Raw genomic sequence first — 26,939 nt, 5'->3', positions numbered from 1 at the left:
TGTTGCTCCCTCGCATATACCGGTTCGCAGGCCCAATGATCGTATTCAACCAAATAGTTAAATATTATCTCGTTGATTATTCAATTGGATGGTTGAACAAACACCGGACGATCTCGATCTCGACGCGGTCTTCCAGGCGTTAGCGCACCCGATTCGTCGTGCTATTCTCGAACAGGTGGCCGACGGACCGGAGAGCGTCAGCGAACTGGCCGACCCGCACGACGTCTCACTCGCCGCCGTCTCGAAACATCTCCACGTACTCGAGGACGCTGGCCTGATCGACATCGAGAAGGACGGTCGCGTTCGCCGCTGCCATCTCAACGCAGCGCCCCTAAGCGCCGCATTCGGATGGCTCACCCGGTATCGCGTCTTCTGGGAAGACCGGTTCGACGCGCTGGCCATCCACTTGGAGGAAGAAAGCCAATGACAACCACCGGTACCGATGACGACGGACAACAGACCGACACCCGAGCCGGCGAGCGGACGATGACCGTGAGCCGCATCATTGAGGCGCCACCCAAGCGAGTCTACGAGGCGTTCCTCAACCCGGACGAGCTAATCCAGTGGCTCCCGCCGACGGGATTTTCGGCTGAGGTTCACCACCTCGAGCCCGAAGAGGGTGGCACCTTCCGCATGACGTTCACGGGAGAGACCGAGGAGTTCGCCGAGTATGGCTCGACCTTTGGTGGTACCTACCTAGAACTGGTCCCCAGCGAGCGCATCGTCCACACCGACACGTTCGAGACTGACGACCCGGCGATGGCCGGCGAGATGACGGTAACGGTCACCTTCGAAGAGGTCCCTTCGGGAACCGAAATCACAGTTCGACAAGAGGGTATACCCGAAGCTATCCCGCCCGAGGATTCCCACGCTGGGTGGACCGACTCGCTTGAGCAACTCGCGGTGCTGGTAGAGGGGCCACGGCCGGCATGAACCGTCTCGGGGTCACGCCCCAAGACAGTTGACTTAGTCAGCTGTCGAGACGACCAAGCAGGTCGCGGCCCTCGTCGAGCATTTTCGTCTCTTTCGAGGTAGTTCATGTACACGCTGTCGGCCGCGTACGGCGTGAGCGCCTCGTGGAACTCCTGTGCCCATTCGATGAGTTCGTCGTCTCGGTCCGGGTCAGTCCACTTCGGCGAGTTGGTAAACAAGAACATTTTGTCGCGGTGGGGGAAGGCTGTCGCATCAGGTTCAGCTTCGGCACACAACGGGTGTGATGAGCGTGTGAGGAGCGTGGCGTTACCCATGTGGGGAGCCTGTGGTGATACTGGAAGACGTTCTGACGGGCGTCCGTTGTGGTTTGGGCCCATATTCACGGTGATAAGGCCCACGAAGAGTGCGCCTGCCACGCATTGAGTAAAGTGTGACGCCGACGCTCGATTCATTGCGAGAAAGATGGGACGCCGTATACCGCTCTCTGTGCGTACAGGGGGTGATTACGAAGTTCAGTCGAGTTGCGTCCACTCCATCCCGGCCGGATTCGCTGGCGGTTCGAGTGGGCTCGCTCGCAGTTCAGCCCTCACGTCCGGTTCGTTGTACGACCGCGGTGCTACGTCGTTCGGGCTGTCTGGATAGAAGAGTGATGCCAGTAGCTGTATATGTCCCCGCCCGACACAGAGTTCGGACTGCCCACCGCCGTACATCTGGATATCTTCGGCCTCGCAGTATTCGATGGTCTCGAACAACGATCGAACAGTGCCGAACCGCGAGGGCTTGACGTTGCACCAGCGTGGAGCAAACGGTCGCTCACGGAGGTCGTCGACGCAGTGGACTGGCGCGTCCCACGAAATACGGTCTACGTTCGCTGGCAACAGATCCTGAACGTCGTCGGTGACAGTGGGGTCTTCGATGATGGCATCGGGGAACGTCTCGAAGATCCGTCGGTAGAGCGTGGCCAGCGACGGTCCATCGTCAGCAGTCATCTCGTCTTGTCCCCTCAAGTCGAGGACGCGGACAGCGCCGGTCTCGGCGAGTGTCGTGAACGTATCTTTCGTCCAGGCTTCGGTTGGGTCGAGTTTGAACTCGCATGCTGGGTTGACTGTGAGGATGTCTTGGACCCGAGTGGTGTCACCGTCTGGTACTGGGGTGCTGGCGACAAACCGGACCGGTGAGCGCTCGCGGTCGAGGAGCGAGGCGAGCGTCTCGTCGTTCTGCTTGAGTGCCAGATCGAGGGCAGCGCTCTCGAGCGCCCAGCGCCTGTAGTTCCGAGACTCCTCGCGTTCCGGCGGTTTCTCCGGGAACAGATCTAACTCGTCGAGCGACCGAGAGAATTCGTCGAACGTATACTCCCCAGTAAAGTCGAACACGGGCGGCTTAGGCAACGCCTCGTGATCGACGACATCGTACGTGACGTCTTCACCGGCTCCAAACGTCTCTCCGGACAGCAACGCGAAGGTCGATGTGACGCGGACTCGTCCATCTGCCATCTCTCGGCGTCGGCTCGTTCGGTCGTTCGCTGCAATTGACAACGGGAGGCCTGCAACGTGGTCGTAGAGTGTCATCGTACTTGTTGGTATTTGGGAGCGTCACCGAGTGTCGGAACGACGTTTGTCCCTTCGATAGCGGGATCGAGATGCGATACTGAGCGGTGTGTGAAGTAGTACTCACATGTGTGGTTTGTCATCTCGTTCGCCCTCGCTTCAGCGTGTGGTGACGGTAGCAATCGTGAGATACGGCCGACGGTAGGTAGGTACGACCGTTCCATGGCCAACGATCAATCACTTATGTCTCGTCTGGCAAACGCGATTACTCCGGCATCTGAGCTTCGAGTGCCGATAAAGGAGGCCCCGTTGAGTCTTGCCACCCAGTCTTCGATGTCGTCGCATTCGTCCGCGGGCCTGCCAGTTTTGATAGCCAGTAGGTCGCCATCGGCTGCGTCTCGCAGGGAATCGGCGGCGGACAAGATTGGCATCGCACAGACTTGGCCAGTCACATCTACCACACGGTCAGCATTTTCGATAGTTAGTGAGTTTTCTGTCATCTGTTTGATTAGCTCTGGTCCTCACCAGAGTATTGTGTATATTGTACAATTAGACTTTTATCACTATCGATATCGGCGCGCTCTAGTCCATCGATGGTGTGGTCGAACGCAGATCAAGTGAACCCACAGAGACAGCTATGAGTCGGCTAAATAGTTGTGTTCATCGCTTATCTCCTCTCGACTCAACATTTTGTATCGATGCCTGAACTAAATCGACTCGCCAAACCTCTTCCTCAGTATTGTATCCAAATACCAACACCATGTGGACTTCATGTTCTTATCACAAGTAGTAGTGGCCACCACTCTGAGCGGCTGGCAGCCGGCGATGATTCTGAGTGTCACGATCCGACGTCGGCGCGACTCTCGAGGTAAGTTGGTTAATCGGCTTGTTGTTCCCCAGGCGACTTACGCTCCACTAACACGCATCTCGTACACTGAGTCTGTGTCGCATTCGCTTCTATTACCGACCAGCGCACGCATTTGACGAACAACTACCAGGGATGAGGATGATGGGATGGGAGGGATAGGGAAAGTGCCTCTGACAGTTGCTGTTCATCCCGTCGTGGCGTATCGCTTTTATGTAGACGAGGATACTGGTTTATCATTGCCCCGAATGCTATTAATATGGATTACACTTCACGCTTCCACGGGACTGTTGGCGTGTTTTCTCCCACGCAAAGCGAGTTCGTACGAGGTGTTGCTTGCGAGCTAGCACGCCCACTGCAGGAGTCGGGTACTGAACGGAGAACCGTGATTGGTTAGTGCGGGATTTTCATAGGTGGGCGAGTTCAGCAAGGTATCGCCGTTCGCTTCACGCGACGAGTTACGAAACGGCCGTCAGGTAGGTCTGTGTATCGCTCGCCATCAGAACGGTTGCAACCCAGTCAGAATCAGACAATAAGTCGACCTATTTTTAAGCAGGAATGGCTGTGTCCTACACAGACATGCCCTCTGAGAAGGTCTGTCCGGATTGTGAGGAACCATTAGAGCAGATGGAACTACAAGGATCCGACGCCTTGGGTGAACTATCTATCGTCTCACGATCGACGGAAGACGGTTTCCTTAGCAGCATACGAGCGGATGAAATCCTTACGCCAGTGCCGTACGTTTGTCCTGAGTGCCGACGAACCCTTCTGTACGCCGAGTAGTATAACCACTATACTCGTGAATCACATCGTCGAGCCCTGCGGTACTTCGTCTACTCTGTCTGTCGACGGCGTCGACGAGCATGACTGAACGTACAGTCTCTCCCTGGGCTTTGACCGGACAGGACAAGTTAAACTGATCAGTTCTACTATTCAGTCATACTAAACAACAATATCGAACAATCAGACATCTGGAGCGGCCTCAAGCAACCGGCATCGACGATCACAGCGTTGTCACCGCCGGACACCAGCGAGAACATATACCCCTTCAGAACGAAGGAGGTGGACGACACTTCGATTCGAGAGAAGTGATACCGCCGCCACGGACGACTGCAATCTCCGTCCATCCGGGAGCCCATCGAGAGTGGCTTTCGAAATACACCTCGATATTGTTCTTGTCTACAATATTGTTGCCGTCACCGGTGTAGCGGTAGTGTAAACTTTATCTACCTTCGAAGCCGGATTAATTCTGTGAAGCGAGTTTTAATGCTGATAGCTGTATGAATTCTATTCTCTGCTCTCGTATTCTTGACTGATGCGAATCAAGCTGTACCACCAAGTATTTCAGTATTTGTGCACAACTATAGCAATATGGGACACCACACGTTCGATGCAACGAAGGCGTCCAAACTCGAGGACGCTGCTTCACGATACCGCTACGTTTCTCGCGACGAACTCCTCTGGGCACTCGAGTTAGCCAGTTCCGAGACAGTGGTCGATCTAGGGAGTGGAACCGGCTTCTACACCGATGCTGTCGCCCCCCACGTCGAGCACGTCTACGCAGTCGATATCCAAGAACAGATGCACGACGTCTATCGCGAGAAGGGGCTCCCCGAGAACGTCGAACTCGTCACATCCGGGGTCGAGTCGCTCCCGTTCGCCGACAACCACCTCGAGAAGGCGGTGTCGACGATGACCTATCACGAGTTCGTCAGCGATGAAGCGCTCGCCGAACTCGCACGGGTACTCGAACCCGGCGGCCGTGTCGTCGTCGCCGACTGGTCCGCAGAAGGTGCTGGTAACGCCGGGCCACCGCTTACGGAACGATTCACCGCCACGGATGCAGCAACGGCGCTTCGGGACGCCGGCTTCGACATCGAATTTCAGGCAACGCGGCCCGAAACCTTCCTCGTGATCGGAGACAACAATGAGTAAGGTCGGCCCGGCACGACTTGCCGAGCTGCAATCAGCCCGTGATGTGTTCGTCCTCGACATCCGTCCGGAAGCGGACTACCAACGAGAACAGATCGAGGGAAGCTACAACGCGCCAGTCTACCACGACCTGCAACAAGGACACAGTGACGCTCTCGAGCCACATCTGAAGGCACTCCCCGAGGACGCGGAGATCGTGACGGTGTGTAAAGCAGGCGTCGTCGCTCGAAGAGCGACCAGCTATCTCGAGTCGAAGGGATACGAAGCTACGACACTCTCCGGTGGCTACACCGGGTGGCGACACTACGAGAAGAACACGCTCCTGTATCGAATCGCCTCATTCATCGGGAAACTCAGGCCGTGACCGACTGTCCCGTCGACGTCGCACGCCCATCAGCCCGTGCCGTCGCAGTATTCGAAGCGGTCGAGGACCGTCTCGTAGCGAAGAAAGCCTGAGTCAGAAGAGACGACACCAACACGGTGGAGTTGGGCGAAACTCTCGACGAGCCCTGCCGCTGCGTACATAACGGCCATCGCCGTGAGTCGTCTCCAGGATCGAAACTAAACTACCGGGGAACTCCCGGAACCGCGCAGGCACGGCGTGGGGGACGTTCCTGCGGATGCTCGAATACAAGTGCGAACGCGAGGGGACACACTTCGTGGCCGTAGACCCGGCGGGGACGACCAAGGAGTGTGCGGCGTGTGGCGTCGAGACGGACAAGCCGCTGTGGGTTCGGGAACACAATTGTCCGTCATGCGGGTTCACCGCCGACGGGATTGGAACGCGGCATGGAACATTCTTTCTCGCGGTATCAAGCAGTTAGGAGCGGGACGCTCCGAATCAACGTCCCCAGAAATCAAAGATTTCTGGTGTGCGAACGAATTGCGTCGCGATTCGTTAACGCCTGTAGAGACTGCACTCCCTACGGGCACCACTTCGGTCCCTGCAAAGCGCGTCGTGGAAGCAGGAAGCCCCATCACCAGAAGTCAGAGACTTCTGGTTGGCAGTCAGAACTCTTCGAGTTCTGACGACACCCTCAAGCGCGAACCGCCAGGCGAGCGGTAGGGTGGGGTAGTTCACATTGCGCCGAAGCTACGGCGCAGTCATCGCAGTAGCACCGCCAGCGAAGGACTCTGTCCCCGTCGTATTCCCCGCTCGTTGTGACTCGGAGCCTTCCAGCAAGGCGCCTAGGGCAGTAATCCTCTCGCCGTACGTCTCGAAGTCACCGCGCCGCAACGCTGCTTGTGCTTCTTCGTACAACGTCCGGGCCTGCTCGAGGTCGGCCTCCGAGAGACCTTCACCGGGTGTCGATGCTGCCGGACGGGCGGGTCCCACTTGGACCGCTAATGCCTGTTCGAGTGATGGTTGCATCGCGACTCGGTTACCGTGTGTCACGATGACTCGCTTGAGTTCCGGCAGCGAGCCTTGCTCCCGAGATTCGAGAAAGAGCGGTTCGACGTAGATGACGGTGTCGTCAATTGGAATCGCGAGTAGGTTACCCCGGATGACCGACGACCCGGCCTGCGACCAGAGTGTAATCTGTTGAGAGATGTCGGCATCCTGGTCGATGCGCGACTCAATTTGCATCGGCCCGAACACGAGCCGTTGCTTCGAGAAATGGAACGCCTTGAGCGTCCCATAGTTCGGCGGGTCGGAGCGAGCAGCGAGCCACCCGATCATGTTCTGGCGCCCTTCAGGGATGTACGGTTGAATCATCACGAACTCGGGGTTCTCTTCCCCGGGGAAGGTCATGATGATGTAGTAAGGGGTCATCGGAATCTCTTCCCCACGGGCAACCTCGTTGGGAATCCGCCAGGCGTCCTCCTTGTTGTAGAAGACCTTCGGATCGGTCATATGATACAGCAGATACTGCTGGGCCTGCACTCGGAACGCATCCTCGGGATAGCGGACGTGTTGGCGGAGTTCAGCGGGCATCTCCTCGAGGTCGATGAACAACTCTGGGAACGCTTTCCGGTAGGTTTGGATGAGCGGGTCATCTGGTTCTGCAACGTAGTAGGTTGTCTCACCGGTGTGTGCATCGACCACGACCTTCACTGAGTTCCTGACGTAGTTCACCTGTTCTCCTTTGAACCGAATCCGACTCGAATACGGGTACGTATCACTGGTGGTGTACGCGTCGTAGATCCAGTAGAGCTTCCCGTTTGCAATCACCAGGTACGGATCGCGGTCGTATTCGAGGAACGGAGCGATAGTGGACGCCCGTGTTCGGATATCTCGGTTGAACTGAAGGCGGGAGTCGTCGGTCACCGAATCTGAGAGAACGATGCGAGGGTCGAGGAACTTGATCGAGTACACGAATTTCCGAAGCGTCGAATCGAGTCGAGTGCCACCCTCACCGGTGTACGAGATGTAGACGTTCTGACCGCCGCTTGGATAGTCGAGCTCCTGGGTCCGGGTGTTCACGATTACGTAGTCGGTGGTCGTCTCGCCGTAGTAGATCCGTGGTTGGGTCACCTCGATGTCGACCGACGAGTTCGGAGGAATATCCTGGATGTAGAAAGCTGGCAGGCCATCTGCCGTCACCTCACTGACCGGGGACATGGCGACGCCGAAGCCGTGAGTGTACACCAGATGGCGGTTGACCCACGTCTTCGACTCGGACGGCAGCGACTCGAAATCGAGTTCGCGTGCCGACACCATCACTTGCGTCTCTCGACCGTCGATGTCGTATCGATCGATATCGATGTCGTCGAACTGATAGTATGTTCGGAAGATCTGCAGTTCGTTGTACGTCGTCCGGAGCGGACGAGGGTCCCACAGTCGCATGTTGTCGATCGTCCCCTGATTGTCTGTCAGTTGGTCTCGACTGAGTGTCTCTGAAACGGGGAAGCTACGCTCCTCGATTCGGTCGAGTGCGTACGCCCGGTTGGTGAACGCGATTTCGCGGCTGAGATACTGCTGTTCTTTGTTGAATTCGTCCGGTTCGACGACGAAATCCTGATAGACGAACCCCGCGACGTTGCCGACGAGCAGGAAGCCCACGAGCAGGGCGACTGGAACGGACATCGAACGAGGGTACTGAAACCAGATGTTGACGAGCACGACGAGTCCGCCGATGACGGCGGTGACAGCAAGAAGCCCTAAGAGGGGTAGAAACACCGTCCGGTCGGTGGCTCCCATCCCGAACACGGTCCCGCGGGGAGAGAACAACAGTTCGAAGCGGTCAAGGACGAACGTCAGTCCGAGAAGAATCAACAGGCCGCCGATGGTGGCCAAGACGTGGATGGTAGCGTGCTCACGTAGAAACGACCGCATGGCCACAACGTCGTATCTGATGTTCACGCCGGGCGAGCGACCAGCCGCCTCGGGCATAGAGAATGCACGTGCGTAGAGGACGAACGAGAGGCCGGCCCCGGCCCCGACGATGACGAGTAGATATCCGACGGCGAGATTCAACACTGGCAGCGTGTAAATATAAAAGGCGACGTCCAGGTCGTAGACTGGGTCGGCTGTGCCGAACGCCGTCCCGTGAACGAATCGAAGCACGGTCTCCCATGTGGATGCGTAGCTGAGTCCGATGAGGAGAGCGCCACCGACGACCGCTGCGCGATAGGTCCACGGCACCGCGGCGGCATCGATGTTGCGAAGATTCTCTCTCGCAACCCGATAGTTCGCAGCGAGAACACCGAAACTGAGGACCGCGGTCAGGACAAACAGCCCGATGCGATAGCCGAGTATCGTCAGGAACACCGACTCGTAGTCCATCGCGGCGAACCAGAGATAGTCCCCATACAACGACGGGACTGCAACGAAGCCATAGAGTGCGGCCATTGCGATAATCGCCAGTAGTACGCGCCTCCACCCTCTGCTAGAAGCTGCCATACAGTACTCTACGTGATAATCCATTATAGACTCCCGCGAGCCTCGGGTTCTCTCCGTCAGTTGAGGCTGTCCTCGTGACCGATACAGAACTCTGGTTCGGTGCTCTGGCGAACACTCTCGGGTGTGGAACGATGAGAGAACAGGCTCGACCTTCGGAGAGCCGTTCAGCGGCCGAAAACGTCTGTCTCGCTGGCAATAAGAGTATGTTAACGTAGCGCATGAAATTGGGTATGAGCGTCAATCAGCCCGACGCGGTTCCGAACTACCATAGACTCTCCGAGACAGTGTTCGAAAAACGAGTGACTGACCTCTGGACGCGGTACGCCGACTGCGATCTGTGCGCCTACGAGTGCCACGTCGACCGGACGGCCGGACACGAAGGCACCTGCCAAGTCGACGACACCGCCTACGTCTCGTCGTACTTCCCACATTTTGGTGAGGAGGACTGTCTGAAAGGCCACAACGGCAGTGGGACGATCTTTCTGGCGAACTGCAATATGAAGTGTGTCTTTTGCCAAAACTTCGAGACCAGCCACGAGGCGAAGGGTGATCCGGCTACCGCCGTAGACATCGCCGAGATGGCACTCGAACTCCAAGCGCGTGGCTGTCACAACATCAACTTCGTGTCGCCGACCCACCACGCACCACACCTCGTGGAGGCGGTCAAGATTGCCAAAGCCCGCGGGTTGGACCTCCCGATCGTCTGGAACTGTGGAGGATACGAGCGAACGGCGATCCTCGAGGAACTCGATGGCGTCGTCGACATCTACATGCCCGACGTGAAGTGGGCAGACGACCAGGCGGCAGCACTGTACTCGAAGGCACCGAACTACTGGTCGAACATCAAAGCGTCACTCCAGGAGATGCATCGCCAAGTCGGGGACCTACAGATCGACGATACGGGACTGGCGACCGGGGGACTGCTCATCCGACATCTCGTGATGCCAAACCACGTCGGGAGTGCAAAACGAGTGCTAGAGTACATCGCCACCGAGGTGTCGAGTGATTCGTTCGTCGATATTATGGCCCAGTATCAGCCGTACTACAAGGCGAAAAGCGAGGACATCTACGAGGAACTCAGCCGTCCGATTACCTCCGAAGAGTATCTCGCTGTCGTCGAACACGCTCGCGATGTCGGCCTCGAACGGTTGTATCTGGATCACTCGATGCTCTCAGAGCAGCCTGGACTGTTCGATCGGTTCTGAGTTCGGCGTAGAGAGCAAGCCGACGCAGAATCAGGTCGTACACGAAGTGCTAGAATGTCTCGACCGTTCGATACGCCGTGAGGATGTCACCGACCTCCCGTCTGAGAAGTGGTGAGCGGAGGCCGGACGTTTCCCTACTCGCCGCCGTCTCTCTGTGCATGGTCTCCGCGGGAGAATCGATGGCGCTCGTGTTCAAGTGCGACTCACTCGATTACGTCGCGAACCCGAAGGCCGTGCCGAACGGTGAGCAATGCTCACCCACCCAGTCTGACAGCAGCACGACGATACGGCGGAAATGGAAGCCCCCAGACCAGTATTGATGCCGTTGTGCCCTTCGGATCGATATCGACCCGCTCGTTTCGAACGCACTGTCGTCACCGCACGGCTGGGACGACGACTCGACCTTCAGATGTTCCAGTCGCTGTCAGTCTCCTGTTCTTCCTACGGTTGAACGGTCCGAAGACGACGGTCCGACGAGTGACGGTCGCCACACGGAATGCATACGAAAACAGGAGTGCAATGGGGAAGATGGTCAGTCCGAACGCGAGACTGAAAATGGCCACCCAACTACCGTAGGAGAGCACGAGCGTCCACCTGTTGTCGAACGCCCTGATGGTGAGATTGGCGACGACGATCGCGAGAACCCCAACGTAGACTACCTGTCGTGAGAGTTGTGAGAGTTCCCGCTGGAGGTAGAGCGTCTTGAAGTACTGGCGAGCAGTATCGATCTGTCTGAGTAACTCTCGAATCGTCTCGAGGAGGTCGACTTCTTTCTGGACGAGATTGTCCTCATATCGAATCTGGAGTCGCCGTGTCGTGTAGAACTGTCACGAGTCGTCGTAGTCGAGGATTTCGAGGTGACCTTGCATCGTCTTCTCGGCTCCGTCTTCTCAAGCTCTTACGGAGTAATCCCGACGCAGTCTGTCGTTTTCAATAGAGTACAGAGCCCAAGATTTCAATAGTAGTGGGGTTCAAATCAAATAACATGGTCGAGGATATGGAGACCACGGTCGCGATCGCCTGTCAGGGCGGCGGGAGTCACACAGCCTTCACCGCAGGGGTCCTCCGAGCGATCCTCCAAGAACTTCCTGACGAGTACGAGATCGGGGCGCTGAGCGGGACCTCCGGCGGAGCGATGTGCGCGGCACTCGCGTGGGACGGCCTCCGCAGAGGCGACACTCAGGGGGCCATCGACCGGCTGGAGGCCTTCTGGAACGATATCGCCGCCGAGACTCCGTGGGACCGGTTCGTCAACAACGCGGCGCTTTTAGGAAGTCGGCTCACCGCTGAGTTCGGCTCGTTTGGTGTAAGCCCCTACCGCCACAGCGGGTCGGTGTCGGCCCAACGTGAACTACGAGAGACCGTCGAACGACACGTCCAGTTTGACGACGACGTGCCGTCGAGCCCGCCGCACCTGTTCGTCGGAGCGGTCGACGTCGAGTCGGGGTCGTTCCAGGTGTTCGCGAACGGCGAGCAGAACTCGGCGGCGTTGCTGGCCTCGGCCGCCATTCCGAACTTCTTTCGGGCGGTAGAGATCAATGGCGCCGGCCACTGGGACGGACTCTTCTCGCAGAACCCCCCGATCCGTCACTTCGTCAGCGAGGTGGATCCCGAGGAGAAGCCCGACGAGATTTGGATTGTCCGGATCAACCCCGTGGCGACGAGTGAGACGCCCCACTCGCTCGCCGACATCGCTGATCGGCGCAACGAGCTCGCGGGGAACCTCTCGCTTGAACAGGAGAAACACATGATCGAGGCGATCAACGACCTGATCGACGAGGGTGTCATTGACGACGAGCGCTACAAACCCATCGAACTCCGAGAAATCGACCTCGACATGGAACTGGACCTTGAGTCGAAGCTCGACCGCAGCCCCGACTTCCTCGAGGACTTGATGGAACGCGGCGAGGCGAAGGCGAGCGCGTTCTGGACGGCGACCGAGACGGCATCGAGAGCGAACGGGCATGGGGGGTCTTGACCTTGGTGCCTCGTCCGCACGTCGAGACTGCTTAACGCTAACCGAGACGTTGGGTGAGGTTGACCCACTCGTCCACGTGAGTTCGCGCGTCGCAGCCGCGTTTTCTGACCAAGGAAGAATACGACGCGATTTTCTCGGTTGAACAGAATGTAGGGCTTAGTCTCTTGAACTTCCTTCGGGGAGTGCAAGGAACAACTCGACTAACTCTTGCGACCATCTGCTCTCCTCGAATCGGACTCGCACTTCCGTGACTTCTGCTGTGTCTGGTCCGTCTTTGACCACGTCAGCGGTGGCAGCGTACTCGAGTCAATCGCCTCGCGCCTTGACCACAAGATAATCGACCAAAGGGTAAACGGTGAGGATACTATCCAGTGTGTGGACGCACCTGAATGCCGGTGACCGATCAGAGTTACCCCGACCGTTGCGTGTTGATGGTGACCATATGAATAGCGAGTGGGCTAAAACCACTCCGTATTAACTGATCGACATTATTTGGGAGGTGGTTGCCGCTCGAGTCTTAGTCGTCGTCGACGCTTGCCCCCGCCCGGTTCGGCGAACCAGCCCGCTCAGCGACTGCCGAATCGTGCTTGTCGGAGAGTAGCGGATCAACCTGATGGAACTCCCAGGCCATGCCACCGATGGCGATGACCGAAATGAGTGCGAAAGGGAGCCGGAGACGGCGACACCGTGCTCGGCGGCCATCTCAAGCATCGGCGCGATGTTCTGCCGCTCGAAAAAGATCGCACTGCCGCCCATCGTGAGGAACCACGGGGTAGTCTCCGTTCGGTCAACCATTATCACACTCGGTCACCAGTTGGTGTGAATCGGCTCCTTTTCACTGGGTGGAACCGCCATCAAACAGCCGCAACACAGTGTCTGTGGCGTGGCGAATGTACCTCTCGTTACTCGAATACAAGTGCGAGCGTGAGGGTGCGCACTTTGTCGCTGTTGACTCGAGAGGGACGACAAAGGAGTGTGCGGCGTGCGGTGTCGAGACTGACAAGTCACTGTGGGTGCGTGAACACTCGTGTCCGAGTTGTGGCTTTACCGCAGATCGAGACTGGAACGCGGTGTAGAATATTCTTTCTCGTGGTATCAAGCAGTTAGGAGCGGGACGTTCCGAATCAACGTCACCAGAAATCTTTGATTTCTGGGTGGCGAACGAATCGCGCCGCGATTCGTTAACGCCCGTGGAGACTGCGCTCCCTACGGGAACCACTTCGGTTCCTGCAAAGCACGTCTCGGAAGCAGGAAGCCCCATCCTCAAGTGAGCCGTTAGGCGAGCGGTAGGGAGGGTAGCTCACAACTATATAACATATGCAAGCGGCTCTGACGATCTGGGAAACCCTGCTGCTGACTCGGTACGGACGGGAGCACAGATGGCATGTACTAACATTCAAAAAAGTGGAAACCTGAACAGTAGTAAGAAAATGAATGAATGTTGTGCATGTGAGTATAGAATCGTTATCACACCCATTCCCGAGCACTCGGAGGGAACGCTGATTGGTGAGTACCTGTTAAACGAGGACTACGAGTTTCGTATGTCCACGTTGCAGTATGACCGTTCTACTGAATCGTTCTATCTCTACGCACAGATGCGCCGAACTGAAAACGATGAGCAGTCCACTGCGCTCGTTTGTGCGTCGTCGACGGATTCGACGAGGTCGTCGATCCACTAATCGATAGTACTGTGCATCTGGTCACGCCGAGTGTCGGAGTCGTCGAACGACACCACTGCGTAGTCACTCGTCGCCATGCGTTGTCTCGCGAGCACTCCAGTTTGGAATGCCCCGCACCCTTCGGGGGCAGAAAAAACTCGCCGGCGAGGAGCGGTTTCTCAGCCTTCGGCTCAGTGCCTCACTACCTGAGTTCACAACGATGCCGTAGACGTGTCCTCCGTACTGCTAATCACCAAGTTAAGGTGAGAGAGCAACAAGATTCACAGACGAGCGTTACACATGCAAATTCCAGATGACTTACTTTGCCTCTTCAGCGCCCGGGTAGATGAGCAGCGAGGCTCATACGTTCTCGAAGTGCCGAAAGAAGAAGTGACAACAGGCGATGTCCAAGTGGGTGATGTTCACCGCGTGGCTGTCTTTGCGACTGATACTAACGATACCACTCGGTCAACCCCCGAGGTGGTGCAGAACCGGGAGAGCCTCGCACCGGTTGAGAAAGGAGATCAGCGGACCGTCGACATCGAAGATATCGGGGACCAGGGCGATGGCATTGCCCGTACTGACCGTGGATACGTTCTCGTCATCCCTGATACTGAACAAGGCGAACGAGTAACTGTTGAGGTCACTGATGTGAGCGAGTCAGTTGGCTTTGCAGATGTGATTGAGCGAAAACCCTACTACGAGTAACCGAGACCGGAAAATGGTCTTGGTGCGTGAGGGTGACGCTCGGAGAAACTCGCGTTCTGAGCGAACTTGGAACCCGAGATAATACTACGCGGGCGGGATGTAGACACTGGCTTCGCCCATGATTTCCTCGAGATGGTTCCGAGTGCGGTGCGTGAAGTAACACTCGTAGCAGCAGTACCCACAAATCTCTCCAGTATCGTACTCCGCGACGAATGGGCTACGCAACCCCGCCCAGACGTCGTCTTCACACTCGGTACAAACTGATGAGTGAAGGTCGGCCGGTGTCGGGGGCTGATACTGAGTCTGACCAGCCCGATCCACTGATCTCTCCGGCCAGACGCCTTGATTCTCCCAAAACGAACGGATGTGGCCAAGCCCGTGCCGGACCGTTGCTCGGACCATCAGGTGGTCGGCGTCGCGACCGCTATCGTCCCACCCACTATCCGTCCAGAACTCGCCGAACTGCGCACCGCGATGCAGACCGTTCCAATCGAGGCCGACGATGTCGGCCGGTGGGTCACCTGTCAGCGTCGGTTGCGTCAACTGGTCGATGACGGTGAGTTGCTTGGGTGGACTACCTCCGAGGATGTGGACTCGACGGCCTCGCCACTCCACCGGATCTGAGAAGTCGTGTGCTAAGATATCCGCGTAACCACGGGAGTAGCCGACGACGATGTCGTCTGGTATCTCCTCAAGTACGTGTTACCTGGCGACGCGCGACGACGACAACGCGGTGTATGCCTATTCGCTGGATGGTACCCGACAGTGGCGAACACCCATTGACGGGGAGTGCTACACGGCGACTTGTGCGGATCGTGACGGCGTCTACGTGGGGTTAACCGACGGGCGTATTGCGGCACTTGATGCGGCCACTGGTGAGCCACGCTGGAGCGAACAGATTGCCACACCGGATGAGTGTTGTCCTGACATTCAAGGGACACCAACGGTCGCCGACGGCCGTCTGTACGTCCCGGGCATCGCCGAAGAACTCGTCGCAGCCGATACCGCCGATGGAACCGTGTTGTGGCGGACGGCCATCGTCGACGAAGACTATGGGAACGTGATTCCCTCACCAGCGGATACTGCATACGTGAATACCTATCACGGTGGGCTCGTCGCGATCGATATCTCTGATGGGTCGATTCGCTGGCAGTCGACGGAACATGGCGCCAATCAGTCACCCGTTTTTGGCGACGGTGGTGTGGTCGTTCCGTGGAGCGATTCTGTCGTTGTCTACGAGACGAGCGACAGTCCTGTATGGACGATCAACATTCCAGTCCCAGATTTCGGGATGGCGGGCTACATCATGGACACAGAAGTCGCACTGGCACACGGGATGTGTTACGTCGGGATCGCTGACGGATGGATCTACGCGATTGGTGCCCACAAGTAACAGAAAATCGAACGGATTATTTGGTGATTTCGTGCAATCGGCGGGTTCTAACTGTCGGTACTTCCTCTGAAGTCGCGAAGTTACTCACGATAGGGGTGTCGACCTCGAGTCGTACCACAGGTAAGACAGACGAGAACCGGATCGTTCTCAGCTGTGTCGCTCGCAGACTCCGAGTTATGCTGCTCACCCCTACTCCAAGATTCACGACGGTGTTCCCGCCAGATTGGGCCATCATCGGTGCCGCAGGTGTGACACTCTGCGATCCATATCTGACCCATAGGACCACATTCGTCTTTCGCCGTCGTGTAGATGGCCCCTTAACGAATGGGGTGTACGGCTACGGTGTCTTGAGACAGTAGTCCACAGCTCGGGTCAAAGTTCCTCCCAACACAGAGCTTTCAGCCCAACGAATGGCGACTGAGAGCGGAGGAGGTCAATGGATAACCCCAACAGTCTCGGTGGTCGCTGACAGAACTCGAGATAATGCAGAATTCGTCGACTCCACTGACACCATCACAAGAGGCTGCTCTTGGACTCATCATGCAGGGTGTCAATGACGATGAAACGATTACGCACGACGCAGCTGTCGATCTCCTCACTGCAGGTGGCTTCGAGCGGCCCGAGGCACAGGATCTCCTCGAGCAGTTGTTGTTGAAAGGCTATCTCTACGAAGCAACGGATGGGCTTCGGCTCACTGGTTGAATACACTCATACGAGCCTTCGAAACTGAGACGCAACGCACTCGCAATTCTGTCACCCAACAGCTCTGGAATTAGGCGACTTGCGTTGGTTACCACGCTTGCGTACCTGATACAGACACCACCGTTTCCGGTGCTCTCAACTGAGCATGGAGCGGTACAGTCGATCAAGTCCAACACGAGGTGATCTTCGCTGGAGAACCGGAATCTCCCTCGTCGTGGCGGATGCCGTTCTCAAATTGCCGTTGGGCGTCTCCCAGTGCTCTCTCGGCGGGCCTTGACAGTGAGCGCAATCGCGGCAATCAGCAAGCACAGCGTTGGGAACATGAAGTACCATCCAATGCTCATCACACCGATGATCGAGATGATTGTCCCAACGACTGCGCTTGCCCAAGTGAGGTGTCGATAGCCACCCCACGCAGCACCGCCACCGATGGCAACAAGCCCGATGAGCATCACGGCCCAGAAAAACAGAACCGGAGCATTTCCACCCGTGCTTCCGAAGAGATAGTCGATACCTGCCTCACAGCCACGAGTGACCACAGTAGTGGACGCTCCGCTGCTGGTCTCGGTGGCTGTCCGACTCGTCCAACAAGAAACGGGTCCGAATGCACCTAGCATCGCCAAGAACCCATACCCGCCGCTGAGCACCGCGAGTACACCAGCGCCGCGGGCAACATCGCGAAGCGAGGGTCTCGGGAGATTCATACTGAACAGTACAGTGGATTGAATCTTAACGACATCCCGTGGCGAAGACGACACCCCATCGTGAGACGAATCGAGTAGACTACCGCGCTAGGAATTCGTGGCACACTGATAGCGTGGCGGTACGGGACACCGACGCCGTTCGCCGGTCACTCAGAGTTGTCCGTTGTCGTGCTATTCAATTCCCCCAGAATCCACTGTGCCGTCGTACCGATTCGGACGCCGTCGACCGAACGCATATCGAGGTCCGCGGCCGCAGTTCGAAACGAGACATCCCCGACAAGGACAAGTTGGACGATCTCTCGAACGGCCGCCTCACCATAGCGGTCAACAACGGTGGCCATTGCGACGTCGAAATGCACATTTTGATGATTGGATCGCGGATTCTTCGCTCGCGACACGAGTCGCTCACAGACCTCGTTGATCGATGCGTGATCGGGATTCTGCGTACAGTCGCGAACGTTATATCGAGCATCGGTGTCGGACATGTTTCTGTTAGAGCCTCTCGGTATGTCCGTTAGTTACCTCCGATGTGTCAGATTCCAGTTGCCGCTGCCGGCGAAGATCTGCGAGTGCCTCTTCGAGCGTATCGAGCCGCCGTTCCGATTCCAGTTGCGATCGGCACTGTGCTGAGAGCAATAGCCCGAATTGTTTTTGTCTCGTTGATACGTCTCCACTAGTTAAACCGCTGTTCAGTGTGTTCTCGATACCATTGTGAGAGTGGTGCCTGCCTTCGCCAGAGCCAAAATCCCGCTCCACCAGTCATTGTCGACAACAGCGTCAGTACGACGAGGCGTTGAGTCGAGACCGAACTGGTGAATTTTCCCATATAGCTACACCTGCCCTCGAGGGAGGTATGAGTTCGGGCCGCGAACGGCCGACACCGTAAACACTGATCTTTCTGCTGGGCTCTCACCGCTACAAGTCGGCAATAATCTCGGCGAAGGCGACGTTCTCACGAACCGTATGCACGTCAACCTCTACAGTTTCGCCAGGCCGACCGCCGTCGACGATGACGACGTAGCCACGTTCGACCTTCGCGATACCGTCACCTTGCTCACCGAGCGTCTCGATCGTGACCTCACGGAGCTCACCCTCATCGACGGGCGGCCCCTGCTGTGTCTCTGGCGCCGCGTTCGGGGCGGCGTCGGAGGACTCACTCGGCGACGCCGCGGCAGTGTGCGTGAGCACGTCAACACGATAGAACTCGCCGACGTCGAGTTCGCTATGCTCAATTCGTCACGTGGGATCTCGATACGGTACGATCTTCCTTGTTCGGTCACAGACGCAGTACACAGACACTGCAGTGAGTCAGGAATCTCGACCATCGGTGTAGTGGGCGTGTTTCGAGAGATCACTGTATACTGGTCTGGGTCGTTCGCATCGTACACTGCCACTTGAGCGGGCCATTCGCAACTCATCAACCAACAAAATCGAGCGTGTTGGTTAATCGGCACCATGCCGACGCTCGAGCGCCCATCTGCAAAGAAGAGACACGAAAATCAACCGACGGCTCCCACGGGGGCGACAAAGAAAACTCTGAAATGATTTCCAGGGTGGTGTAGGCGTCCCAAACGCTGTCTCGACAGTTCGCGCAGTTACACCCAACCCCAACAATCACGGTAGCCGCGACGCAACGGACTCCTCATGCGGCATTCGTCGAACCGATTGACCCCAACACAACAAACAGCCTTCGAACAGATCGAACAGACGGTTGCAACAGACGAGCCATTCACACACGACACAGCGATCGACTGGATCAGTACCGGCGACGTCGAGCACTCCGAGGCCGAAGCGCTCCTTGAACAGCTGCTGTTGAAAGGCTATCTCTACGAGACCGACACGGGTCTGCGAATCACGAAGTGACGGCTGTGACGCCACGTGTCGTGGCCAAGATCAGACTGATGAACGTAGATTGTCCCTCACTCAGAATCAGATAGCCAAGGATATTGTGTGAGTTACTGTATCACGCAATGTCATAACGAGCGTAGTGTACCAGACGCACCACCAGCAGAGTATCGTCCCTCACGCGTCGCTGCACGATTCTCACTCAGTTAGAACCAGCTTCTATTGATATACTCTCGTGGTGCAACTATTCATTTGTTAAGGTATCTCTCATGTCCACTCAACAACCAACCCAACAGGCAAGCTGGTTCGGCAAGAGTATCGAGTTCAACTACGCTGACAGTGTTGCAGGCTACACTACCGTCCTGATTCGCCTCGTTACCGGTTACTGGTTCTTCCACGCCGGCTACACGAAGCTGCTGGCTCCCGAACCGTTCAACGCGGGTGGCTGGCTGGCCAACGGCACGACGGCGTCACCCATCCACGGGTTCTTCGCGTGGGCCGCTGGTACACCGTGGCTGCTGGAGTTCACGAACTTCATGATTCCCGTCGGTGAGACGCTCATCGGACTCGGCCTCATCGTGGGCGCGCTGGTTCGCCTCGCGGCGTTCTTCGGTGGCCTCCTGATGGTGTTCTTCTACCTTGGGAAGGCCGACTGGGCACACGGCTACGTCAACGCCGACCTGTTCGGACTGCTGATGTTCCTATTCGTCGGCGTCTTCGCGGCGGGCCGCATCTTCGGCCTCGACGCTGTCATCGAGAAGTACGACGCTGTCCGCCAGCGCCCGGTGCTTCGGTACCTCCTCGGCTGAAATCCCGCGGGATTCCCTCGCAGAAGCCGTTTTGAGAGCTTCCCGAGAGAAAAACGACCATGAACCAATACGAACTACTGACGTTCGTGGTCCTCACGAAAATGGCGTCGCTTGTCCTTGGTGGACTCATCACTGTTCTCGCATTCCGTGCGAGTCGGCGGCGGGCATCGTCTCCGATGTGGCTCTTCGCTCTTGGGGTCGGTCTTGTCACGCTTGCGATCGGTCTTGTAGGTGGAGTCGACCTCGTCGTGGACGGTGTGGTCATACAGGCGCGCTCGTCGAAAGTGTGGTGACCACGATCGGGTTTGGAGTCCTCCTCTACTCGGTGTACGCGGAAGACGCTCGCCCAACTCGGACGTAGGCTCGACTTTTTTGAGTCAGTAATTGAATTGCGCACAGCAACGCAACAATGGAGAGCGTAATCAACGAGTTCCAACGGACAGGTTGATAACGAACGGTCCATCATACCCATCTGTGCGTCCATTGACGCACGCCAGATATCCGGCCCTAACATCACGATCGGCGCTTTTCTCGTCGGTCGTGACACTCCGAACCATCGCCGGCCGCCAGTCACTCCCCTGGTGGCCAGCACTCCGCTCGACCCCACGCGCTGAAAAAGTGTCACTCAGCAAGTTGCACAGCCAGCACGGGAACCTCTGCAGTTCGAATCACCTTTTCAGCGACGCTGCCCAAGAGATGGCGGTCGATTCCAGACCGCCCGTGAGTTCCAAGGACAATCAGATCGATTCCGTGGTCTGTTGCATACGACGTGATTTTTTCGTGGGGGTGTCCATAGTCGACCACCTCTGTGGTCGTTGGAACGCCAGCTTGGGTTGCCTGTGCCGCAACGGTCTCAACGTGTGTCTGACCTTCATCATCAAGTTGTTCACGAAGCATATCCGCAGTGACCCCACCCGATGCTGGCGTTCCACTGAGATCAACTACCGATTGGTCGATGACGTGGAGTACGTGCAACTCTGCATCATACGTTTTTGCATGTTCGATCGCCTGCTCGACAGCGGTTTCTGTCCCATCGCTCCCATCCGTCGGAAGTAGGATTCGGTCGTACATTAGCGGACCTTTCACAATCATACGGGAAGTGTCCACTGGCCAAATAGCTGGCTATGAAATCGCTTTCGAGCAACTGCTACTCAGTGAATGCCCATCGCATCAATCTGTTCTTGATACCGGTTCCGTATCGTTACTTCAGTCACTTGTGCCACGTCAGCCACTTCTCGTTGTGTCCGCTTTTTATTACAGAGCAACCCCGCTGCGTAGAGTGCTGCGGCCGCGAACCCGGTTGGTGACTTTCCGGAGAGCAACCCCGCTTCAGCGGATATGTCGATAATCTCGTTTGCTTTCTGTTCGACTTCTTCAGGCACGTCCAATTCGGAAGCAAATCGCGGCACGAACCCTTTCGGGTCGACCGGCCGCATCTCCAGGCTCAATTCTTGGGCGATATAGCGGTAGGTGCGAGCAATCTCTTTATAGGGGACCCGCGAGACGTCGGCTACTTCATCGAGACTGCGTGGAATTCCTTCCTGACGGCAGGCCGCATACAGACAACCCGTCGCGACCCCCTCGATCGACCGCCCACGGATTAAGTCCTCGTTGAGGGCGCGCCGATAGATGACAGATGCGACCTCACGTGTTGACCGTGGGGCACCGAGTGCCGAAGCCATCCGACCCATCTCTGAGAGCGCAAACTGGAGGTTTCGCTCGCCAGCGTCTTTCGTCGGGACGCGCTCTTGCCACGTTCGCAACCGGCTCATCTGCTTGCGCTTTTTTGAGGAGAGTGAGTTCCCGTAGGCGTCTTTGTTCTTCCAGTCAATCGTCGTCGTCAACCCCTTGTCGTGCATCGTCTGGGTGGTTGGCGCCCCAACACGGGATTTCGAATCGAGCTCGCTGGCGTTGAACGCCCGCCACTCTGGGCCGTGATCAATCGCCTGTTCATCGAGGACGAGCCCACAGTCCTCACACAGCAGTTCGTCTCCGTCCTGAATAATTGCTTCCGATTCACACTCCGGGCAGGTCTGTGTTACTGACTGCTGTTCAGTCGCTGTCTCTTCAGATTCGGGTGTCTCAGTACATTGTGACGAATGTCTGCCATTACCGCAGATTCAGGTTCCTGAAATAAAAGGGCTGGGACGACACCAATCGAGGAGTCGGACTGCACCTCGGGGAAAGTGCCCGTCGCACGCGCTAAGCGCAAACCAGCACCGACCATCGCACACACCACCACTTCCAGTGCTCTAACCGGTCGTCATCGTGGATAGTACGGTGAGATACCTAACCTCACACCAGTTTTGCGACGTGAGATCCTGAGTACGACCCGAGACAGACACCTCTATCGATTTGTTGTGGGAACCCCCAACCACTACAGACACACCCCTATCGACTTGTTCTATAGCCATTCCATCTGCCGAACAGAGGTAGAATATGCATATAAAGCGGACGAGAACGATAGAGGTTGTGTACTCACCGTATCCAATGGTTCCTCTCGATACCAAACTGTCCTCTTCCGAATCTTTCGTGGGAGAACTAATCGATAGAGGTGTGAGGGTGGTTCCAAAACCGGTATCGTAGCAAACAGTGTCCAGTCTTTCTCAAGGCTTTCTTCGTCTTAGCCTCGATAGCCATCTCGTACCACCCAGATTTTTCTGGTGAACAAATCGATAGGGGTGAGCCTCCGTATCCATCTGTCTGGTTGGCCTGTTATGCACCCTATACAGTGAATACGAGGTGTGTAGCCCCTCTGTGGATGTCCTGTTGAGCTCAGCGGTTTCAACTACAGTAGAATCACCATCAGCTGTGAACAGAGGACGACTCCTTGTTCAAGCAAGACTCGTGAGAAAGCACTGGAAACGGCACTCTCTCTATGTCGGGGGGCCGCCGAAACGTGATCGTAGACCTACTCACGGCACTTCGCGACAGATTCTTCTCTTCAACCACTGAAATCAGTTGAAGCACTGGAAACAGTGGTGTCCGACAGAACACTGGATACCAGCTCGCTCACAAGTAGTGTTCCAACGCTATCAAGAACTCTGTGAGCTCGCAGCACTTGATAGTCGAACGAGCCGTCGCGTCCGTGATTTCCTCGTTGACCTGGCGATGCTGAGCATCATTGTCTCTTCACAACGCAACGACAGTCTCGCGGGTGGACAGTATCGTGACCACGAACTCAAGCACGCTCTCGAAACCGTGTTGAGCGTAATGAGTGACCTCCTTGAGCGCATTGGGATTCATCACAGTATCCACGACGTCGTCGCTGAATCCGACGTGGTGATGCTGTCGACGAATCTTGAACCGTCGTCAGAATAGGGAACCTGTTGTGGAGGGTTACTGAACGTACCTCGTCCGCTGAGCAACTGCTGTGTCCGTGAGCTCTTCAGTAACCAGAGCAACGGCACGCTCGATATCACCATCCATCAACGAGACGACGGCCCACGGCGAAACAAACGACTCTCGATCGAGTGTTCCAACCTCGAATGCTCCTCAAGGGCGAGACTGTCCGGATACTCGTTCGTCGTAATGCCGAGTGCAATGTACTGCTTGCCAGCAAATGGATGATTCGAGCGCTGATAATGAGATACGGACGTTGGGGAGTATGCCCGAATGGATCCGCTGCGGCGACGATTACGCCGCGCTCATACATTAGGCCTGCTCCGAATCAGCGTCTGTATCCTCATACTCGTCGAGGTCTGGGAGATTTGTGTCCCAATCTGGATTCTCATTGTAACAATCACCCTCGAATTGCTCGCTCACGGCCGCGAGGGCAATCAAACTCGTTGTGTGTGAATCGTACGCACCAAGTCTGATCGCCCAATACGCGCCCTTATCGCACACAAACCCCTGGTCGTGGAGTCGGCTCAGTGTCATGCCAACACTTCCTCGTGGGAGTTCAAGCGCTTCGGCAATCTCTCCTGCTCGATAGCCAGTCTCCGGGGTCGCTGCGAGGAATCGAAGAATCTTCCGTCTATTTGGGTATAATAGGCTTGGTGGAGCACTCTTTTCGGATACTTCGGAATACTGGTCAGCTATACGAGAACACCGACTTACTAGCCCACAGTTTCGGAGTTTGGGTTGTGATGTGTACCCCCTATAATCTAATGATCACAGCTCACACAGATTCGAGGAGAAAGCCCACGAACTTCGTCGTGTGGTGGATATTGGTCGACTGCAGATTGTCACTGCAGAGTCAGCCGATCAAGCAGCCGGCGACGACGGACACCACTGTGTCCGCATTCGGTACATGGAGATGACGACGAGTATTGAGCTCGCAAAGTAGGTCCGTTGCCCTCTCTGAGCGTCATCTGTTGTTCTCCTGCTCATCTATCCACTCGAGGAGCGGATCGAGTCGCTCGCGGAGTTCGTCGCCCATTTCAGTGAGTTCATACTCGACGCGGGGTGGGATCTCCGCGTACTGCTCTCGGGTGAGGATGCCTGCTTCGACGAGCTCATCGAGACGGGTCGACAGCGTCGAACTGCTCACCTCGCCGAACGTCTCCTCGATCTCGCCATATCTCGCCGGGCCGATTGCGCCAACCACACAGATCACCTGCATCGCGTACCGGCGACTGAGCAGGTCTATCACGCCGCCCAACGGGCAGTAGCAGGTGGTCTCTGTGTTCTGTATCTCTGGGATGTCAGGTGACGAGTCTGGTGTTTCTGCCATAGCTTTCATTCACCGAATTTGGTGCAATACTTCGGACTTGACAGTATAAGCACTTCCGTCTTCAAAGTAATGGCGTACCATGAGTCAAAACGACTTGTCACAAGAGGTTGCGTGTACGCTCACCGAAGAACAGAAGCGCGAGCGAAGTGAGGAGGTTCGTTCGCGTCTCATCACTACCTATATCGGGTTTGAGGAGTTCGAAGACGGCGTGTCGATTCGGTTTGACGGAGTTGACGAGTCGCTCATCGCAGTTGCTCAGTTCATCTCGGCAGAGCTGCAGTGCTGTGCGTTTGCCGAGTACGAACTCACAGTGTCGCCACCGTACGAGGAGACGGTGCTGACCATCATGGGCCCCGACGGGACACGACAGCTGTTCCGTGATGGTCTGGTCAACCGACTAGAAGCGGAGGCACTGTAGACGTCACTTCAATTCACGAGAAAGATTTCCTTCGAGTGCGCTTGGAACCCGAGATCATACTACTTGGGCGGGATGTAGACACTGGCCTCACCCATGACTTCCTCGAGATGGTTCTGAGTGCGGTGCGTGAAGTAACACTCGTAACAGCAGTATCCACAAACGTCCCCCGTATCGTACTCCGCGACGAATGGATCACGCGACCCCGTCCAGACGTCGTCTTCACACTCGGCACAGGCCGAGGAGTGAAGGTCAGCCGGTGTCGGGGGCTGATACTGTATCTGGCCAGCGTTCTCGGTTGGTCTCCCCGGCCAGACGCCTTGACTCTCCCAAAACGAACGGACGTGGCTAAGTCCATGACGGACCGTTGTTCGAACCGTCAGGTGGTCGGCGTCGCGACCGCTGTCGTCCCACCCATTTCCCGTCCAGAATTCGCCGAACTGCGCTCCGCGATGGAGTCCGTTCCAATCGAGGCCAGCGACTATCACCGAGCCCGGTCCTTCGGATGCTGTGGCTAGTTCCTCCGCTATCGTGTGGCCGACCGATCCGTAGCCCCCGACGATCAGCGTCCTCATGCCGAGAGATCGACCCCCTTGAGCCGGCGGGCGTTGATCGCGACGATGATCGTCGACAACGACATGAACACGGCACCGATCGCCGGCGATAGCAGAATCCCGATCGGGGCGAGAATGCCGGCGGCGAGCGGGAGTGCGACGACGTTATAGCCGGTCGCCCAGACGAGGTTCTCCTGCATCTTCCGATAGCTTGCCTTCGAGAGTCGGATGAGCCGCACCACGTCCAACGGATTATTGTCGACGAGGATGATGTCGCCCGACTCGATGGCGACGTCGGTCCCGGAGCCGATGGCGATACCCACGTCGGCTCTTGTGAGTGCCGGGGCATCGTTAACGCCGTCACCGACCATCGCGACCAACTTCCCCTCAGACTGGAGTTGTTCGACCTTCGTGTCCTTCTCCTCGGGCAGGACTTCCGCGAAGTACTGGTCAATGCCGAGTTCCTCGGCGACGGCCTTCGCGACATCTTCGGAATCCCCGGTCAGCATCGCCACCTCGATGCCCATCCCGTGCAGCGCCTCGATAGCCTGCCGACTCTCCTCCCGGATAACGTCCGCGAGGGCGAACGCCGCCACAACCTCAGCCTCGTTCAGAATGAGGTAGATGACGGTCTGAGCGTTCGTACCGGCTTCGTCGGCGAACGAGACAATGTCGTCGGATCGTTCGATTCCAAGTTTCTCGATCAGGTTAGGGCCACCGAGGTGCACCGTCTCGCTGTCGACGGTCGCCTTGACACCGAGACCGCGAAGGTTCTCAAAGTTCGAGACCTGCACCCGCTGGATGTCCCGTTCCTCGGCGGCGTTCCGGATGGCACGGGCAATCATGTGCTCGGAGTCGCCCTCGACGCCGGCGGCGATTTCGAGCGCTCGCTCTTCGTCCCAGTCGGCCGCCGTCTGGATGCCGACGACGCCCTGTTCGCCCTTCGTGAGTGTGCCCGTCTTGTCGAACATCACCGTATCGAGGTTCCGGGCTTCCTCCATAGCAATGCGGTCGCGGATGAGCATCCCATTCTGGGCAGCCGTCGAGGTGTTGATCGCGACCACGAGCGGGACGGCTAGACCGAGTGCGTGGGGACACGCGATGACCAGTACAGTCACGACGCGCTCGAGGACGGTGATGTTGAACCCGGTGGCGACGACCCACGCGACGGC

The 26,939-nt window shown here is 57.0% G+C and carries 24 protein-coding genes and 6 pseudogenes; 17 read left to right on the top strand and 13 right to left on the bottom strand.

Translation table 11 applies throughout. The features are described from left to right. Nucleotides 1-88: 88 nt before the first annotated feature. Together BSG17_RS18645 and BSG17_RS18640 are read left to right on the top strand one after the other, a co-directional pair. Entirely contained in the window at nucleotides 89-427 is a 339-nt protein-coding gene (locus BSG17_RS18645) for an ArsR/SmtB family transcription factor (RefSeq protein ID WP_089826806.1), read from the top strand. Beyond that, nucleotides 424-933 (top strand): SRPBCC domain-containing protein, encoded by a 510-nt coding sequence (locus tag BSG17_RS18640; RefSeq protein ID WP_089826803.1) that lies wholly within the window; start codon nucleotides 424-426, stop codon nucleotides 931-933. Before BSG17_RS18645 ends, BSG17_RS18640 begins: the two co-directional genes overlap by 4 nt. 512 nt (nucleotides 934-1,445) lie before the next feature. On the opposite strand, the gene BSG17_RS18635 is transcribed toward BSG17_RS18640, so the two are convergent. Further along, a complete protein-coding gene (locus BSG17_RS18635; protein ID WP_089826801.1) occupies nucleotides 1,446-2,501 on the bottom strand; it encodes an enolase-like domain-containing protein in 1,056 nt (351 codons plus the stop codon). A gap of 212 nt (nucleotides 2,502-2,713) precedes the next feature. Beyond that, complete coding sequence (locus BSG17_RS28660) at nucleotides 2,714-2,980, bottom strand: sulfurtransferase TusA family protein (RefSeq protein ID WP_139246697.1); 267 nt, start codon at nucleotides 2,978-2,980, stop codon at nucleotides 2,714-2,716. Between the two features lie 1,736 nt (nucleotides 2,981-4,716). Here BSG17_RS28660 and BSG17_RS18620 point away from each other — a divergent pair. The 3 genes and pseudogenes from BSG17_RS18620 to BSG17_RS18610 form a co-directional block, all read left to right on the top strand. Then, entirely contained in the window at nucleotides 4,717-5,280 is a 564-nt protein-coding gene (locus tag BSG17_RS18620) for a class I SAM-dependent methyltransferase (RefSeq protein WP_089826795.1), read from the top strand. Then, on the top strand, nucleotides 5,273-5,641 hold the full coding sequence (locus BSG17_RS18615; protein WP_089826794.1) for a rhodanese-like domain-containing protein: 369 nt from the start codon (nucleotides 5,273-5,275) through the stop codon (nucleotides 5,639-5,641). The genes BSG17_RS18620 and BSG17_RS18615 overlap by 8 nt, the downstream gene beginning before the upstream one ends. A gap of 199 nt (nucleotides 5,642-5,840) precedes the next feature. Further along, nucleotides 5,841-6,343, top strand: a pseudogene (locus BSG17_RS18610) (RNA-guided endonuclease InsQ/TnpB family protein); the annotation flags it as partial. Nucleotides 6,344-6,370: 27 nt separating this feature from the next. On the opposite strand, the gene BSG17_RS18605 reads toward BSG17_RS18610, so the two are convergent. Continuing rightward, complete coding sequence (locus BSG17_RS18605) at nucleotides 6,371-9,121, bottom strand: UPF0182 family protein (protein WP_089826791.1); 2,751 nt, start codon at nucleotides 9,119-9,121, stop codon at nucleotides 6,371-6,373. Nucleotides 9,122-9,351: 230 nt separating this feature from the next. Between BSG17_RS18605 and BSG17_RS18600 the strand changes: the two genes are divergently transcribed. From BSG17_RS18600 to BSG17_RS27935, 5 genes and pseudogenes are all read left to right on the top strand, one after another. After that, nucleotides 9,352-10,326, top strand: coding sequence for a radical SAM protein (locus tag BSG17_RS18600; protein ID WP_089826789.1), 975 nt, complete (start codon nucleotides 9,352-9,354; stop codon nucleotides 10,324-10,326). 985 nt (nucleotides 10,327-11,311) lie between these two features. Next, entirely contained in the window at nucleotides 11,312-12,304 is a 993-nt protein-coding gene (locus tag BSG17_RS18595; protein WP_089826787.1) for a patatin-like phospholipase family protein, read from the top strand. Nucleotides 12,305-13,146: 842 nt separating this feature from the next. Beyond that, nucleotides 13,147-13,575 (top strand): annotated as a pseudogene (locus BSG17_RS18585) (RNA-guided endonuclease InsQ/TnpB family protein); the annotation flags it as partial. Between the two features lie 147 nt (nucleotides 13,576-13,722). After that, nucleotides 13,723-13,935: pseudogene (locus BSG17_RS27940) on the top strand (RNA-guided endonuclease InsQ/TnpB family protein); the annotation flags it as partial. A 327-nt stretch (nucleotides 13,936-14,262) separates the two neighbouring features. After that, complete coding sequence (locus BSG17_RS27935) at nucleotides 14,263-14,670, top strand: TRAM domain-containing protein (protein ID WP_089826781.1); 408 nt, start codon at nucleotides 14,263-14,265, stop codon at nucleotides 14,668-14,670. An 84-nt stretch (nucleotides 14,671-14,754) separates the two neighbouring features. Here the strand turns inward: BSG17_RS27935 and BSG17_RS18570 are convergent. After that, a pseudogene (locus BSG17_RS18570) lies at nucleotides 14,755-15,369 on the bottom strand (DUF6610 family protein); the annotation flags it as partial. On the opposite strand from BSG17_RS18570, the gene BSG17_RS18565 reads away from it, so the two are divergent. Next, a complete protein-coding gene (locus BSG17_RS18565) occupies nucleotides 15,344-16,063 on the top strand; it encodes an outer membrane protein assembly factor BamB family protein (RefSeq protein ID WP_089826778.1) in 720 nt (239 codons plus the stop codon). The pseudogene BSG17_RS18570 and the gene BSG17_RS18565 sit on opposite strands and share 26 nt — an antisense overlap. A 540-nt stretch (nucleotides 16,064-16,603) precedes the next feature. Beyond that, entirely contained in the window at nucleotides 16,604-16,765 is a 162-nt protein-coding gene (locus BSG17_RS18560) for a hypothetical protein (RefSeq protein ID WP_244531598.1), read from the top strand. A 230-nt stretch (nucleotides 16,766-16,995) separates the two neighbouring features. Here BSG17_RS18560 and BSG17_RS18555 read toward each other — a convergent pair whose 3' ends face one another. From BSG17_RS18555 to BSG17_RS18545, 3 genes and pseudogenes are all read right to left on the bottom strand, one after another. Beyond that, nucleotides 16,996-17,469, bottom strand: coding sequence for a hypothetical protein (locus BSG17_RS18555; RefSeq protein WP_139246696.1), 474 nt, complete (start codon nucleotides 17,467-17,469; stop codon nucleotides 16,996-16,998). Nucleotides 17,470-17,615: 146 nt separating this feature from the next. Further along, nucleotides 17,616-17,954, bottom strand: coding sequence for a DUF8158 family protein (locus tag BSG17_RS18550; RefSeq protein ID WP_089826772.1), 339 nt, complete (start codon nucleotides 17,952-17,954; stop codon nucleotides 17,616-17,618). Between the two features lie 430 nt (nucleotides 17,955-18,384). After that, a pseudogene (locus BSG17_RS18545) lies at nucleotides 18,385-18,794 on the bottom strand (TRAM domain-containing protein). A gap of 340 nt (nucleotides 18,795-19,134) precedes the next feature. Here BSG17_RS18545 and BSG17_RS18540 point away from each other — a divergent pair. From BSG17_RS18540 to BSG17_RS18530, 3 genes are all read left to right on the top strand, one after another. After that, a complete protein-coding gene (locus BSG17_RS18540; RefSeq protein ID WP_244531597.1) occupies nucleotides 19,135-19,332 on the top strand; it encodes a hypothetical protein in 198 nt (65 codons plus the stop codon). A 251-nt stretch (nucleotides 19,333-19,583) separates the two neighbouring features. After that, nucleotides 19,584-20,123, top strand: a complete 540-nt coding sequence (locus tag BSG17_RS18535) for a DoxX family protein (protein WP_089826769.1) — start codon at nucleotides 19,584-19,586, stop codon at nucleotides 20,121-20,123. A gap of 59 nt (nucleotides 20,124-20,182) precedes the next feature. Beyond that, the gene (locus BSG17_RS18530; RefSeq protein WP_089826767.1) at nucleotides 20,183-20,416 is read left to right on the top strand and encodes a DUF7521 family protein; all 234 of its coding nucleotides are present in this window, start codon (nucleotides 20,183-20,185) and stop codon (nucleotides 20,414-20,416) included. 328 nt (nucleotides 20,417-20,744) lie between these two features. Here the strand turns inward: BSG17_RS18530 and BSG17_RS18525 are convergent, their stop codons facing one another. Next, complete coding sequence (locus BSG17_RS18525) at nucleotides 20,745-21,194, bottom strand: universal stress protein (RefSeq protein ID WP_089826935.1); 450 nt, start codon at nucleotides 21,192-21,194, stop codon at nucleotides 20,745-20,747. Between the two features lie 80 nt (nucleotides 21,195-21,274). Then, nucleotides 21,275-22,243: a transcription initiation factor IIB gene (locus tag BSG17_RS18520; protein ID WP_089826765.1), complete on the bottom strand. Its 969-nt coding sequence runs from the start codon at nucleotides 22,241-22,243 to the stop codon at nucleotides 21,275-21,277. A gap of 841 nt (nucleotides 22,244-23,084) precedes the next feature. On the opposite strand from BSG17_RS18520, the pseudogene BSG17_RS28335 reads away from it, so the two are divergent. Continuing rightward, nucleotides 23,085-23,318: pseudogene (locus BSG17_RS28335) on the top strand (hypothetical protein); the annotation flags it as partial. Between the two features lie 459 nt (nucleotides 23,319-23,777). Here BSG17_RS28335 and BSG17_RS18505 read toward each other — a convergent pair. Both BSG17_RS18505 and BSG17_RS18500 read right to left on the bottom strand, forming a co-directional pair. Beyond that, on the bottom strand, nucleotides 23,778-24,164 hold the full coding sequence (locus BSG17_RS18505; RefSeq protein ID WP_089826763.1) for an ArsR family transcriptional regulator: 387 nt from the start codon (nucleotides 24,162-24,164) through the stop codon (nucleotides 23,778-23,780). Between the two features lie 268 nt (nucleotides 24,165-24,432). Further along, on the bottom strand, nucleotides 24,433-24,798 hold the full coding sequence (locus BSG17_RS18500) for a winged helix-turn-helix transcriptional regulator (RefSeq protein ID WP_244531596.1): 366 nt from the start codon (nucleotides 24,796-24,798) through the stop codon (nucleotides 24,433-24,435). 79 nt (nucleotides 24,799-24,877) lie between these two features. On the opposite strand from BSG17_RS18500, the gene BSG17_RS18495 reads away from it, so the two are divergent. Continuing rightward, nucleotides 24,878-25,216 (top strand): Zn-dependent oxidoreductase, encoded by a 339-nt coding sequence (locus BSG17_RS18495; protein WP_089826761.1) that lies wholly within the window; start codon nucleotides 24,878-24,880, stop codon nucleotides 25,214-25,216. A gap of 59 nt (nucleotides 25,217-25,275) precedes the next feature. Here BSG17_RS18495 and BSG17_RS27925 read toward each other — a convergent pair whose 3' ends face one another. Further along, complete coding sequence (locus tag BSG17_RS27925) at nucleotides 25,276-25,788, bottom strand: DUF6610 family protein (protein WP_342028348.1); 513 nt, start codon at nucleotides 25,786-25,788, stop codon at nucleotides 25,276-25,278. Further along, the coding region (locus BSG17_RS18485; protein ID WP_139246695.1) for a heavy metal translocating P-type ATPase at nucleotides 25,785-26,939 on the bottom strand (1,155 nt) is incomplete at its 5' end. The genes BSG17_RS18485 and BSG17_RS27925, both read right to left, overlap by 4 nt.

The sequence above is a fragment of the Halogranum amylolyticum genome, assembly GCF_900110465.1.
In the GTDB taxonomy this organism is placed as follows: Archaea; Halobacteriota; Halobacteria; order Halobacteriales; family Haloferacaceae; genus Halogranum; species Halogranum amylolyticum.
This window is presented reverse-complemented; position numbering and strand designations above follow the sequence as displayed.

Excerpts from the sequence above, each read along its gene's own strand:
- BSG17_RS27925 (WP_342028348.1), bottom strand. The coding sequence starts at position 25,788 with ATGAGGACGCTGATCGTCGGGGGCTACGGATCGGTCGGCCACACGATA.
- BSG17_RS18500 (WP_244531596.1), bottom strand. The coding sequence starts at position 24,798 with ATGGCAGAAACACCAGACTCGTCACCTGACATCCCAGAGATACAGAAC.
- BSG17_RS18635 (WP_089826801.1), bottom strand. The coding sequence starts at position 2,501 with ATGACACTCTACGACCACGTTGCAGGCCTCCCGTTGTCAATTGCAGCG.
- BSG17_RS18620 (WP_089826795.1), top strand. The coding sequence starts at position 4,717 with ATGGGACACCACACGTTCGATGCAACGAAGGCGTCCAAACTCGAGGAC.
- BSG17_RS18600 (WP_089826789.1), top strand. The coding sequence starts at position 9,352 with ATGAGCGTCAATCAGCCCGACGCGGTTCCGAACTACCATAGACTCTCC.
- BSG17_RS18595 (WP_089826787.1), top strand. The coding sequence starts at position 11,312 with ATGGTCGAGGATATGGAGACCACGGTCGCGATCGCCTGTCAGGGCGGC.
- BSG17_RS18640 (WP_089826803.1), top strand. The coding sequence starts at position 424 with ATGACAACCACCGGTACCGATGACGACGGACAACAGACCGACACCCGA.
- BSG17_RS18645 (WP_089826806.1), top strand. The coding sequence starts at position 89 with ATGGTTGAACAAACACCGGACGATCTCGATCTCGACGCGGTCTTCCAG.
- BSG17_RS18560 (WP_244531598.1), top strand. The coding sequence starts at position 16,604 with ATGCAGGGTGTCAATGACGATGAAACGATTACGCACGACGCAGCTGTC.
- BSG17_RS18530 (WP_089826767.1), top strand. The coding sequence starts at position 20,183 with ATGAACCAATACGAACTACTGACGTTCGTGGTCCTCACGAAAATGGCG.
- BSG17_RS18495 (WP_089826761.1), top strand. The coding sequence starts at position 24,878 with ATGAGTCAAAACGACTTGTCACAAGAGGTTGCGTGTACGCTCACCGAA.
- BSG17_RS27935 (WP_089826781.1), top strand. The coding sequence starts at position 14,263 with ATGCAAATTCCAGATGACTTACTTTGCCTCTTCAGCGCCCGGGTAGAT.
- BSG17_RS18535 (WP_089826769.1), top strand. The coding sequence starts at position 19,584 with ATGTCCACTCAACAACCAACCCAACAGGCAAGCTGGTTCGGCAAGAGT.
- BSG17_RS18550 (WP_089826772.1), bottom strand. The coding sequence starts at position 17,954 with ATGTCCGACACCGATGCTCGATATAACGTTCGCGACTGTACGCAGAAT.
- BSG17_RS18565 (WP_089826778.1), top strand. The coding sequence starts at position 15,344 with ATGTCGTCTGGTATCTCCTCAAGTACGTGTTACCTGGCGACGCGCGAC.
- BSG17_RS18615 (WP_089826794.1), top strand. The coding sequence starts at position 5,273 with ATGAGTAAGGTCGGCCCGGCACGACTTGCCGAGCTGCAATCAGCCCGT.
- BSG17_RS18605 (WP_089826791.1), bottom strand. The coding sequence starts at position 9,121 with ATGGCAGCTTCTAGCAGAGGGTGGAGGCGCGTACTACTGGCGATTATC.
- BSG17_RS28660 (WP_139246697.1), bottom strand. The coding sequence starts at position 2,980 with ATGACAGAAAACTCACTAACTATCGAAAATGCTGACCGTGTGGTAGAT.
- BSG17_RS18555 (WP_139246696.1), bottom strand. The coding sequence starts at position 17,469 with ATGAATCTCCCGAGACCCTCGCTTCGCGATGTTGCCCGCGGCGCTGGT.
- BSG17_RS18525 (WP_089826935.1), bottom strand. The coding sequence starts at position 21,194 with ATGTACGACCGAATCCTACTTCCGACGGATGGGAGCGATGGGACAGAA.